Origin of the sequence: Planktothrix mougeotii LEGE 06226 (assembly GCF_015207485.1) — a bacterium.
Taxonomy (GTDB): Bacteria; Cyanobacteriota; Cyanobacteriia; order Cyanobacteriales; family Microcoleaceae; genus Planktothrix.
This window is the reverse complement of the sequence record NZ_JADEWU010000121.1, coordinates 1-12,386: the sequence shown is the minus strand read 5'-3', so window position 1 is coordinate 12,386 and position 12,386 is coordinate 1. Positions and strand designations below refer to the sequence as shown.

The 12,386-nt window shown below is 39.3% G+C and carries 13 protein-coding genes; 8 read left to right on the top strand and 5 right to left on the bottom strand.

Going from position 1 to position 12,386, the window contains the following annotated elements:
* Positions 1–187 precede the first annotated feature (187 nt).
* The 3 genes from IQ236_RS26480 to IQ236_RS26470 form a co-directional block, all read right to left on the bottom strand.
* Positions 188–796: a hypothetical protein gene (locus IQ236_RS26480; RefSeq protein ID WP_193872077.1), complete on the bottom strand. Its 609-nt coding sequence runs from the start codon at positions 794–796 to the stop codon at positions 188–190.
* A gap of 80 nt (positions 797–876) precedes the next feature.
* Complete coding sequence (locus tag IQ236_RS26475; RefSeq protein ID WP_193872075.1) at positions 877–1,257, bottom strand: DUF1823 family protein; 381 nt, start codon at positions 1,255–1,257, stop codon at positions 877–879.
* Between the two features lie 187 nt (positions 1,258–1,444).
* A complete protein-coding gene (locus IQ236_RS26470; protein WP_193872073.1) occupies positions 1,445–3,220 on the bottom strand; it encodes a choice-of-anchor I family protein in 1,776 nt (591 codons plus the stop codon).
* Positions 3,221–3,919: 699 nt separating this feature from the next.
* Between IQ236_RS26470 and IQ236_RS26465 the strand changes: the two genes are divergently transcribed.
* Entirely contained in the window at positions 3,920–4,861 is a 942-nt protein-coding gene (locus IQ236_RS26465) for a phosphate/phosphite/phosphonate ABC transporter substrate-binding protein (protein ID WP_193872071.1), read from the top strand.
* Between the two features lie 59 nt (positions 4,862–4,920).
* The gene (locus IQ236_RS26460) at positions 4,921–6,843 is read left to right on the top strand and encodes an ATP-binding protein (RefSeq protein ID WP_228041882.1); all 1,923 of its coding nucleotides are present in this window, start codon (positions 4,921–4,923) and stop codon (positions 6,841–6,843) included.
* Between the two features lie 191 nt (positions 6,844–7,034).
* Here IQ236_RS26460 and IQ236_RS26455 read toward each other — a convergent pair whose 3' ends face one another.
* Positions 7,035–7,520, bottom strand: a complete 486-nt coding sequence (locus IQ236_RS26455; protein WP_193872069.1) for a hypothetical protein — start codon at positions 7,518–7,520, stop codon at positions 7,035–7,037.
* A 132-nt stretch (positions 7,521–7,652) separates the two neighbouring features.
* Here IQ236_RS26455 and IQ236_RS26450 point away from each other — a divergent pair, with 132 nt between their 5' ends.
* A complete protein-coding gene (locus tag IQ236_RS26450) occupies positions 7,653–7,865 on the top strand; it encodes a helix-turn-helix domain-containing protein (RefSeq protein WP_193872079.1) in 213 nt (70 codons plus the stop codon).
* 53 nt (positions 7,866–7,918) lie between these two features.
* The gene (locus tag IQ236_RS26445) at positions 7,919–8,131 is read left to right on the top strand and encodes a helix-turn-helix domain-containing protein (RefSeq protein ID WP_193872067.1); all 213 of its coding nucleotides are present in this window, start codon (positions 7,919–7,921) and stop codon (positions 8,129–8,131) included.
* Between the two features lie 190 nt (positions 8,132–8,321).
* Here IQ236_RS26445 and IQ236_RS26440 read toward each other — a convergent pair whose 3' ends face one another.
* Positions 8,322–8,648, bottom strand: a complete 327-nt coding sequence (locus IQ236_RS26440; protein ID WP_193872065.1) for a winged helix-turn-helix transcriptional regulator — start codon at positions 8,646–8,648, stop codon at positions 8,322–8,324.
* A 98-nt stretch (positions 8,649–8,746) separates the two neighbouring features.
* Here IQ236_RS26440 and IQ236_RS26435 point away from each other — a divergent pair, with 98 nt between their 5' ends.
* The 4 genes from IQ236_RS26435 (at position 8,747) to IQ236_RS26420 (ending at position 12,153) form a co-directional block, all read left to right on the top strand.
* Positions 8,747–9,445 carry a pirin family protein gene (locus IQ236_RS26435; RefSeq protein WP_193872064.1) on the top strand — a complete coding sequence of 233 codons (699 nt, stop codon included), beginning with the start codon at positions 8,747–8,749 and terminating at the stop codon, positions 9,443–9,445.
* A 438-nt stretch (positions 9,446–9,883) separates the two neighbouring features.
* Positions 9,884–11,476: a glycoside hydrolase family 57 protein gene (locus tag IQ236_RS26430; protein WP_193872063.1), complete on the top strand. Its 1,593-nt coding sequence runs from the start codon at positions 9,884–9,886 to the stop codon at positions 11,474–11,476.
* Positions 11,477–11,688: 212 nt separating this feature from the next.
* Positions 11,689–11,880, top strand: a complete 192-nt coding sequence (locus IQ236_RS26425; RefSeq protein ID WP_193872062.1) for a hypothetical protein — start codon at positions 11,689–11,691, stop codon at positions 11,878–11,880.
* Positions 11,881–11,961: 81 nt separating this feature from the next.
* On the top strand, positions 11,962–12,153 hold the full coding sequence (locus IQ236_RS26420) for a hypothetical protein (RefSeq protein WP_072717796.1): 192 nt from the start codon (positions 11,962–11,964) through the stop codon (positions 12,151–12,153).
* The last annotated feature ends 233 nt before the right edge of the window (positions 12,154–12,386 follow it).

Sequence of the window (12,386 nt, the reverse complement as noted above, 5' to 3'; positions counted from 1 at the left end):
GATGGGGGGAGATGGGGTAAGGGAGAAAAGATATTGTGTTAAGCTGATCAGAAATTGGGGATACAAATTAAATAGGACTGCTATAGGGAACTCCACCTCTAACCCTTATCTATTGCCTATAGCAAGATTGCCTATTCCCCATTCGTAATTCGTAATTCGTAATTCGTAATTCCCTGTTCCCTCCCTATTAATTTTTTAAGTCTTCAGTAAAATCAACTCCTGCACCTTTGCCATACATACCATCGGGAACACCATCCCCATTTGAATCAAATAAGTTGGCTCCGACTTGAAAATAACATTGTAAAGTAACTTTTTCATCTTCTGAAACTCTGATATTAATATCACCGCCATAAGTGCCACATTCAAAACTCATGCGTTCGACTTGTTCCCTATTTCGATTTAAAATAGCTTGAATTTTGGGATCATCGCTCGAAATTTTTACCCCAAATTGTTGTTCATAACCTGGCAAAGGAAGAATCCCTAATGGTAGTCCGGGTCGTTCTCCATTTTCTACTTTCGCTTCCCAACAACTTAAATAAACAACTTTCTGTTGGTCGGAATTAGAGTTTACTGATAACCCTAAGAGTTGAGGAGGTAAACAGTCCTGTTGATAACTTTGGGTTTTTTCTGAAAAGTTAGACTGTAGAATTTTCCAGAGGGTTTCACAGGCTTCAGGTTCACAATTTCCGATAATTTTTCTTTCGGGTTCAGCTAAAGTGGGAAGACTTAAGATTAAACTGATTCCTCCGGTTATAAGAGATAGACTTAAAGGTTTTGAGCCGTTGAATCTTTGCATTTTTGATGGGGTAATTTAAACAAATAGGGAAGTATTAACTCCCCTATTTTATCAAGATTTTAACTTTTTTAACCTGGTTTTTAGATTAATTTCATAATTCTCATTTGAGATAATAACCAATTTGCCATCGTTGCTCGTCGGGTGTGTCGGGGAGTAAATTCTCCAATTTTATAACCTTTAAAACCCAATGTTTCCTTTAACATTTGTTTATTTTCAGCAGGGATAGAACGAGTTAATTTTATTGTTGCTGGACGACTTTCAATAAAATCAGGGGGTTCGGGATAATCTTCTTTCCAATGAGGATCAGCATTTGTTCCATCCCATTGATGGGTTTCAGGATTATATTGATATCCTAAATAATACCAAACCAATTGATTAACCATTGTATCATCAATTTCTTCGTTGATAATTGCCCAAATGGTATCGGATGTTAAGGGAGGAAGTTCAAGAGATTCAGCCATGATAAGACGATTTGATGTTTAGAGTACAAGTTTAATCTATTGATATATTATTAGGATAGAGGGGCGATCGCAATTGTCTGGGTTAGTAGAGGGAAATTTTTGAACCCTAGATTGAGAAAATCCCTATTCCTGATGAAATAGGGATTGAGGTAGAAATTAGATATTTAATGAATGAACATTCAAAATTTTAAGCGATAGTTCCTGAACGTTTACGTTTGAGGAATAATCCACCTAAAACACCGGAAGTTAATAATCCTAAAATCGTTCCAGGTTCAGGAACCGCCACCTGATTAATAGTTGTAGTTCCACTGATTTCATTGGCGGTAACAACTAAAGGTTTCCCGGTAGGACTATCCTTAGCTGAAATAAACAAGACACCTTCTGTACCCAAATCACCAACGGCTAATAATTGTTCAGGGGTAGGTGCAGGATCACCATCTGCATTGACATCAAAAGCAACATTAAAGTTGCGATTATTAGAATAGTTAACAAAGGAAGGATTTAAGGGATCGGTAATATCATAAATCATCACGCCACTGATTCGTTCTAAACCAATAAACGCATAGGTGCGATTCTTAATTTTGCCAATCGTTATCCCTTCTGGTTCTGGCCCTTTAGCATCACTGCGACTATCAAAATCATTGACTGAATTATCAGAATTGAAAAACTTTGGATATAAATCGGCTGTAATTTTTTCAAACTGATTACCACTATCAAAGACTATATTACCTTCCTCATCCAAAATGGAAAAACTACGACCCCCAAAGGTATAAAGTTCGTCAAAGTCTCCATCCCCATCCGTATCTCCCTGTTGATTCGTGACAATCAAACGACCTAAATTTTCTTTTTTTTGTAATTCTGCTGCATTGGGAAAAGCAGTGGGATCAAGAACTAAATCTGCTACCCGGACTTCTTCACTAAACCCATCTTCATCAATACTAGAGCCTTCATTGGCAATAACTACATAGTTTTTCCCACCCACTTGATAGGCTTTTGCCTCATCAGGCTGATAAAACCCGTAGAGATTAGAATAGTTTTTGATATTAATCGCCTGATCTCTGTCACTGACATCTAAACTGTTTTCAGGTAGGCTATAATCCTTGACTCCTAATCCAACAATCTTAGTAAATTCTTCTGTTATCAAATCTAATAAACCTACAGCATTATTTTCTTGGAATGTCACCCAAGCTTTCTTTCCATTATCAGAAACAGCAATATATTCAGGTTCGAGGGACTGAGCAACGGTAATACCATCAGGCCCAAAAATTCGGACACTTTCGCCCAATTGATCATATTTTGAACCACCAACATTGAAATCTGTTAAACCAATAAATTTCTGGGTTGGACTTTCCCCCAAAAATAGTTTTTCTAAGTCGATTAAACTGATGGAACCTTCTGGATTAACATTTGTTACATAGTTAGCTTCGCCTTCATTCGCCACTAATACTTTTTTACCATCTGGGGTAAAGGTTAAAGTATCAGGTAACGCACCCACCTGTACAGAAGATTTTTCTAAACTGCTATTAAATAAAGTTCCATCAGGATTAAAGAAAAGTATGCTTCCCGGAGCTTGAGTATCGATATTTTTAACAGCGACAGCAAATAAACTTGTATTTTGATATTTCGTTTGACCTACACTTAAAACCGTTCCAAAGCTAGGATCAAACTGAGTGATATCAATACTTTGCTTCAGGAAAGGATTGGTTGGATCTTGGATATTGAGAATATCAATAGAATTTGTACTTTGATTGGTAACAAACAAATTAGCTGATTTAGGATCAAAAGCAGAGATTAATGAAGCTCCATCATCAAAAATCCCTGTTGAGTAGGTTCCTAGTGGTTTTAATGTTAGCGCCATTGCAGGTGTAGCCATCAAACCCAATAGAAAAGTTGAGGGAATTACTAAATTGATCCAGCCTGGTGTTTTAATAAAACTGATGCTTTGACCCTGATTGTTTAACATAAAGCCATTGTCTCCTGATATTAATTTTTGTCAGACTAATGTTCATTTACCCTAATCAAACCCGGTTTAAACTCTAAGATTTAACCCATTTTTCCTAAAATAAGCTGATTTAACAGCAAAAATAAAAAAAACAAAATCTTAAAAATTTTGTTGGCTATTTTTTGGGAGAATAGCCTTATCACTTCTCAAAACTCCTTACTTAAATGGAGGTGAGAATCTGTTGTCAGGAGTTAGGGTGTATCCTAAGCTTTGAATAAGGGCAACTCACAAGGAATTTTAGAACATTAATTTTGGGAAATATAGGGAATTTTTACATGGCTTCCCGAAAAAGACAAGTTTTTATCAGAGAAAATACGGATATTTTTACAGAATCTTTAAAAAAGTGGTTCAGAATTTCGATTATCCCCTGTAAATTTTCGGGATCATGACTCTGTACTGATACAGACAATGGGTTCAGATTTTGTTAAGATCACGGATAAGTTGCAATTTTAGGACAGACCTCTGTTCGAGATTTCTCTGATCACACCTGAAAATCATCACGTCATGATTCGAGCAATTCAGGACTCAGCCTCTAAAGTTCGGCTTTTGGCATCTACCCCAGGGTCAAAATTGGTCTATTGAACTCCGGTGCAATCGTCAACAAATTAAGAAATACAGAGAACTTCCCCCTACCCCATCTCCTTGAGAGAATCATAGATAATGTTGAATAAAATTTTGGGAAACCTCTTGCTTCTGAGTGTTGTCAGCCTAATAGTGGGTTGCACTCAGACTTCACCGACCCCCTCGGCGACGACACCAACACCTACCCCTACTTCCACAGGCACAAAAACCCTTGTGATTGGGGATGTAACCAACCAACCCGCTAAAAAAATTACCCGCTATCAACCTTTGGCGGACTACTTAGCAGCACGCTTATCTCAATTTGAGATTGGGATGGGGGAGGTCAAAGTAGCACCCGATGTGGGAACAATGGCAGAATTTCTCAAGTCGGGTCAAGTCGATCTCTACTTTGATAGTCCCTATCCAGCCATGATTGCGACCAACAAATCAGGTTCTCAAGCTATTTTACGGCGTTGGAAGGGGGGAGATCCAACCTATCACACTGTTATTTTTGCCTTAAAAGATCGTGGGATTGAACGCTCCGAAGATTTGCAGGGAAAAATGATGGCTTTTGATGATGTCACTTCAACTTCTGGATTTGTTTTACCCTTTGTTTATCTTAAGGAAACTGGTTTAAAACTGAAGGAAAAAGACTCCACTACCGATGAGGTAGGGAGTGATGAAGTGGGGTATGTGTTTAGTAAAGATGATCAAAATAATATTCAATGGGTGATTAGCGGTAAAGTCGATGCAGCAGCAGTTGATTATCGAAGTTATTTAGAAATTCCCGAAGAAAGTCGCAATGCAATGGTAATTTTAGGGGAAACTGAGGAAGTAGCCAGACACGTTGTTTTAGTTCGATCCGGTTTACCCCTTGAACAGGTGGAAGCCATTAAACAAATCATGCTAGACATGGATAAAACCCCAGAAGGAAAGGCTGTCTTAGAACAGTTTGAGGAAACGGCTAAGTTTGACACGTTCCCGACTCAAAAAGACATCGCCAGAATGCAAGAGTTATATGAACAAGTTCAAAACAGGTGAGTTGGATGCTCCCATTCCGACACAAACGATTATCGCTAGCCACGAAACTTTCGTTAGCTATGACCAGCTTGGTGATTGTGGCGGTGGCGGGTGTTACTTGGCTCTCACTCCACCGTCAACAACAAACGTTTCGCCAAGAGTTGGAACAACAAGCTGAACTTCTACTTAATACTTTAGCCGTTACTACTTCCGATCCGCTTTACACTTTAGATGCAGATTTCTTGGAAGAAATTATGCAGCAATTGGGACGAAATCAAGTTTTAGTTGCGGGTCGAGTTTATGAAAAAGACGGACGGGTGGTGGCGGATGCTTATAGTAATTCAGTTCTAACCTATGGGATTAAACCAGATCCGTTAGGTCAACAATTAATTCAAAGTGATCAGCCGATTTTCCTCTGGGAAGCCGATCAATTATTGGCGGGTCGTGCGGTTGTGGTCGGTCGTCAACGTTTGGGCGCTGTCAGTGTGGGGTTGCCTACAGCCCCGTTATACAAAAAAATGGAGGAAGTTCGCACTCAAGGGATTATTGTTGCGTTAATTGCAGCAGGTGCAGGAACGTCTTTGGCGTTGTTAATTAGTCGGTCTATTACTGAACCTCTACAACAGATGACTATAGCAACACAACAATTAGCGGCGGGAGATTTAAGTCGAAAAATTGAGATTAATAGCCAGGATGAATTAAAAGTTTTGGCGGATTCGTTTAATAGTATGACGGCTCAATTGCGGGATTTAATTCAGAGTAAAGAACAGTTAATTAAAAGTTTGGAATTAAGGGCTGAAGATTTACGGCAAAGTGAAGCCAAAAATCGAGCGTTATTGAATGCTATCCCCGATTTGATGTTTCGGTTTAATCGAGATGGCTTATTTTTGGATTTTAAAGCCCCTAGAGGAGATCATTTCTTGCGATCGCTGGGTAAATTTATGAATCGGACGGTTTATGATTTATTGCCTGATTATATTGCCCAGATTTATGTTCACTATGTTACCACTGCTTTAGAAACCCAAAACATACAGATTTTTGAGTATGAATGGTTTGTTCAGGGGAAACGCCGTCATTTTGAAGCTCGAATTGTGGTTAGTGGTCAGGAAGAAGTTTTAGCCATTGTTCGGGATATTACCGAAAGTAAATTAGCCCAAATAGAATTACAACAAGCGATGGAAGCCGCAGAAGCCGCCAACCAAACTAAAAATGAATTTTTAGCCCGAATGAGCCATGAATTACGCACCCCTTTAAATGCAATTATTGGTTATAGTGATTTACTCCAAGAAGATGCTAAAGATTTAGGATATTTGGATTTAGTACCCGATTTAGAACAAATTAAAGCATCAGGAATGCACCTACTAACGATTATTCAAGATATTTTAGATATTTCTAAATTGGAATCGGGAGAAATGACTCTTTATTTAGAAAGTTTTGATATTTCTACGTTAATTAATGAAGTTCAATCTACGATTCAACCTCTGATTCAAACCAATAATAATACTTTGATTATTAAGGGCGCGAATTATTTAGGCAAAATGGTTGCAGACCGAACAAAAGTTAAACAAATTTTATTTAATTTATTGAGTAATGCTACTAAATTTACAGAGGCAGGTATTATTACTCTCACGATTTCTCATTCTTCTGTTCGGCAAATATCCAGTCAACATCAACCTAATTTACATTCTTCTTCAGTTAATCAATCTTTCTCTTCAAAAGCCAACGATTGGATTACATTTAGTGTTGCTGATACCGGAATTGGTATGACTCCTGAACAAATTAATAAAATCTTTGATCCGTTTATTCAAGCTGATAATTCTACGACTCGTAAGTATGGAGGTACTGGATTAGGATTATCGATTACTAAACAGCTTTGTGAATTAATGGGAGGGAATATTACTGTCTCTAGTGAAATTAATGTGGGCTCAACGTTTACTTTTTGTCTACCCAGAGTCCTTGAAGAAATTTCCCCAAAACAGGAGACAGAAGACCTACTCAAATAGGAAGAAGCCCTGAAGGGCTTACCGTAGTGAGTCCTTCAGGACTCTATTATTAATTTCAAATGTTAGGAAGAAGCCCTGAAGGGCTTACTACTATGAGTCAAGAGACAGAAGACAGCTATAAAATAGAAAATATATTTAAAATCTCGCCCTAGCGTAGACTCCTGTTAAACTTACCGACTGTTTTGATCAGATTAATTCCAATTATCCCAGATTTCTTGTTCTTCCCGATAAGCTTGTCTTAATCTTTCTATTGCGGAGGGTGCGATCGCACTTTTCACTAACCCCACCAATTCACCCCATTGATACAATTGTTTGCAGGATGTGGCCTCATGAAATTGAAATTGATAGAATTTTGTCCAAAACTCCGGTGCTTTTTGACTGCGACGGCTTCTGTACCAGCGTTGACGCCACCGCCCGAAATCTTCGGCTTTGGGGGGTTCTACTTCTAGGATAGCAGGGAAATCTGCATAACTGACAAACTGGCTAATTCCCTGAGCATGAACATAAACCACATATCGCCAGCATTGAATTTGATAGATCTGTTCGACTTTAATATTGAACATCAACGCCACCGTCTGTTCGGTCACAAATCTAGCTAACGGATGCAGGATAGCAGATTTATGAAGAATTTTTGATTCGGTAATAACGGGTGCGTTTGGCGTAAGAGTTGCTATCATGAGATTAGATTTGGGCAATTTTGTCCAAAGGTAGTTTTCTAAGTGGTCGTCTTTGAGTTTTCGAGGCCTAAAGACGATCATCTTTATTACTGACATCATCAGTATACGGTGTTATGCCAACTCTTGTCAAGTATGGGTTTAATTCGAGTTAAAGTCCGAGAACTGGCAGCCGAGAGAGGTTGGACATTAAAGGAAGTCGCAGATCGTTCTGGTGTAGTTTATAACAGTGTTAAACATTACGCCCGATGTCCTGGGATGACGAAAGTTGACTTTACAGCGCTTCAGAAATTAGCACGGACTTTTGATGTGATGATTGAGGAAGTCGTGGAAGTTTTGGAAGATTAGGAATTTGCTGAGTTGGGGTCGAAAATCTGCTGAATTACTATTATTAATTTAAGATGGGTTTAGTTAGAGTCAAAGTTAAAGAATTGGCAGAGGAGAAAGGCTGGACACTCAAGGAGGTTTCTGAGCGTTCTGGCGTGATTTATAGCACTGTCAGAAGTTATGCTCGACGTTCTGGGATGGCAATGGTTGATTTTACGGCGTTACACAAATTAGCGCGAACTTTTGATATTATGATTGAAGATTTAGTTGAAATTATAGAAGAATAAAATTGTCATTTTTGATCAAAATAATATGGGTTTACTTAGAGTTAAAGTTAGAGAACTGAAAACCCAAGAATATTCAAGTAAATCGTAGGGACGGGTTTGTCCATCCCTAACTCCGAGGATTCAGAATTATGACATTTAACCATGATTATTGTTAGGGATTAGGTATTCTAATAATAACCCCCTTACATCATCAGTTAGTAGGGAATTTTCCCCAATCGTGCATTTGTTCTAAAATCGGTTTTAATCCTTCTCCTAATTCCGTTAATGAATATTCAACTTTAGGGGGAATTTCAGCATAAACTTGTCGATGAATAACCCCATCGGCTTCCATTTCCCGCAATTGTTCGGTGAGCATTTTATGGGTAATTCCCTGAATTGAACGTTGGAGTTGATTAAACCGTTTTACCCCTATCCATAATTCTTGGATAATTAAAATTTTCCAGCGTCCACTCATCACTTTTAACGTGATTTCAGCCGGACAGGTTGATTTTTCAAAAGGCAGTTCAGACCCTTGCATAGTTCCAAGTTCGGGCGTGACGAACGAAAAAGTGCGTACTTCCCATTCTACTGTTTTTTCTTTAAATTAAAAAGAGTAGGGTTAAATCTAAGAAAAATATGATTACAATTCGTAAGTCTCAAGACCGAGGACATATTAAAATTGATTGGCTAGAAAGCTATCATACGTTTTCCTTTGGGAATTATTATGATCCTGAATATATGGGATGGAGAGCCCTACGAGTGATTAATGAAGATTGGGTACAACCGGGTAAAGGGTTCCCGACTCACCCCCATCGAGATATGGAAATTATTACCTATATTTTGCAGGGTTCCCTGGAACATAAAGATAGTCTAGGGACAGGTTCTATTATTCAACGGGGTGAAGTTCAACGCATGAGTGCGGGGACAGGAATTCGTCATAGTGAATTTAATCCCTCTACAACTGAGGCGGTGCATTTATTACAAATTTGGCTACTTCCTGATACTGAAGGTTTATCACCCAGTTATGAACAACAATCTTTTCCTCTATTAGAACAGTCCGGTCAGTTACAATTAATTGCTTCACCCCATGATGTTGATCAAGCGGTAAAAATCCATCAAAATGTTAATTTATATGCAGCCTGTTTGCAACCTAACGATCGCATTTCCTATTCCCTTCCTCCCCAACGTTATGCTTGGATACAAGTGGCTAGAGGTGAAGTCATCCTGAATCAAGTCTCTTTGACAACAGGTGATGGTGTGGCGATTTCTCAAGAACCTGAAATAACTCTTACCGCTTCTAGTGATGCAGAAATTCTGCTGTTTGATTTAGCCTAATTTTTTACCAGAGTAAGGATGTTGCCAGAAGATCTTTACTCTGGTTTTGGACTAAACATAAAACCCTAACATACGGATTGCGAAATAACCGTATCTCTAATAACTTTTTATTTAAAAAATTAATTCTCGATCAACGTCATATTTATAGTAAGATTGAATGCAGTTTAGGGTTGGATTTGTCCTGGCTGCGATCGCACCGTTAGCAAAACAATCGGATGTCATGAGAATTCTCACCAAACCCTTCAATTTAACACCTGCGGATCAACACAGCGACTTTGACTGATCAAATTTCACTTCCTAGGGTAGCTTTGTTACAAAAATTCCTCTAAAATGACTAATTAAAATTCTATTGGCTCGGATCTTACCTTTTCGTTTTAAAATCTTAAAATATTGTAAATCTATCTAGCTCCGATAACCTAGTATTTCCATTAACTCCCTATGGCTATTGGCTATCTCGCCCTGGTTCTCCATGCCCATCTTCCTTTTGTCCGCCACCCTGAAAGTGACTATGTGTTAGAGGAAGAATGGTTATTTGAAGCAATTACCGAAACCTACATCCCCTTAATCCAAATGTTTGAAGGGTTAAAGCGGGACGGAATTGATTTCAAGATGACCATGAGTTTAACTCCTCCTCTGGTGTCCATGTTGCGAGACCCGCTCCTTCAGGAACGCTATGATCAACATCTCACTCTCCTCCAAGACTTAATCGAACAGGAAATAGATCGTCATCAAAAAAATGGGCATCTTCGTTATCTGGCGGAACATTATGCGGAAGAATGGCAGAACGCCCGTAAACTTTGGGAACGCTACAACGGTGATTTAGTTACGGCTTTTAAACAATTTCAAGATACGAATAATTTAGAAATCATCACCTGCGGGGCGACTCATGGCTATTTACCCCTGATGAATATGTATCCCCAAGCGGTTTGGGGACAAATTGAAGTTGCTTGTCAACATTATGAAGATACCTTTGGCCGTCGTCCCCGTGGGATTTGGTTGCCCGAATGTGCCTACTATAATGGCTTAGAACGAATGTTAGCCGATGCGGGAATTCGGTATTTTCTCACCGATGGTCATGGGATTCTCTACGCTCGTCCCCGTCCTCGCTTTGGAACCTATTCCCCTATTTTTACAGAATCGGGTGTAGCAGTCTTTGCACGGGATAACGAATCTTCTCAGCAGGTGTGGTCTTCAGAAGTAGGTTATCCAGGAGCATCTGAATACCGAGAATTTTACAAAGATTTGGGCTGGGAAGCGGAATATGAGTATATTAAGCCCTATATTATGCCGAATGGTCAGCGTAAAAATACCGGGGTGAAGTATTACAAAATTACGGGTCGGGGTTTAGGATTATCCGATAAGGAACTTTATGATCCCTATTGGGCAAAGTTGAAAACGGCTGAACACGCTGCGAACTTTGTGTTGAACCGTGAACGCCAAGTGGAACATCTGCATGGGATTATGCAGCGCCCTCCGATTATTGTCTCTCCCTATGATGCCGAACTTTTCGGACATTGGTGGTATGAGGGGCCTTGGTTTTTGGATCAATTATTCCGTAAAACTTGGCAAGATCAAAAGATCTATGGAATGACCCATTTAGCTGATTATCTTCAAGCTTTCCCCACCCAACAAGTGTGTCATCCGGCTCAGTCGAGTTGGGGATATAAAGGATTCCATGAATATTGGCTCAATCATACTAATGCTTGGATTTATCCCCATCTCCACAAAGCCGCAGAACGGATGATTAAAATGGCAGGTCGAGAGCCCTGTAGTGAACTAGAGTTACGTGCCCTGAATCAAGCGGCGCGAGAATTATTGTTAGCACAGTCCTCCGACTGGGCTTTTATCATGAGTTCGGGAACCATGACCCCCTACGCTGTGCGTCGTACCCGTTCTCACCTGATGCGATTTAACAAAATCTACGAAGATATCAAAATTGGTAAGGTTGATTCCGGTTGGCTGGAAAAAGTCGAAGCCATTGATAATATCTTCCCCAATATCGATTTTCGCGTCTATCGACCATTGATGTAAAACTAGGAGCCACAACCCACAAGCCAGAAGTTAATCATTTCTCCCCTGCGGTAGAGGTTTTTTTTGTAAATGTGTGAATGATAAGAAAATTGTAAATTTTTGTTAAGTTAAGGCATTTTGTAAAATAGAATACAGAATCTTCTGGTATATTAAAAATTGAAGACAAAAACAGCCTGTTCTTTTTTAGGCTCGTCACTTAGGAGGATAAACTCATGGGTACTCAAGATCAAGCTCGCGCCTTAATGATGCGTCATCACCAAACCATCAAAAATCGTCAACAGTCCTTACTCAATCGCGTTGCGGATGAAGTCGGTACAGAGCCCGGTGATTGCACCATGATTCAAGGCAAACCCAACAACCATTCTGCAACTAGCTATGATCGCAGCAATGCCACAATGAGTTAGTCCGATTAAGAATTTTAATCTTTCTTAATATTTCGTTCAACAAACCTTAATTTACACAAGCGACAACAGGAGAAACAGATTATGGGTACTCAAGATCAAGCTCGTTCTTTAATGATGCGTCATCATCAAATGATCAAAAACCGTCAACAATCTTTACTCAATCGTGTGGCGGATGAAGTCGGTACAGAACCCGGTGATTGCACCATGATTCAAGGCAAACCCAACTCCAATGCTACCAATAATTATGGACGTAGCAACGCCACCATGAGCTAAGTCTCAACGTTAGTTTTTTTAAAATCAGGAAAACATTCAATTTTAAATAAAGGAGAAACAGATTATGGGTACTCAAGATCAAGCTCGTTCTTTAATGATGCGTCACCATCAAATGATCAAAAACCGTCAACAATCTTTACTCAATCGTGTGGCGGATGAAGTCGGTACAGAACCCGGTGATTGCACCATGATTCAAGGCAAACCCAACTCCAATGCTACCAATAATTATGGAC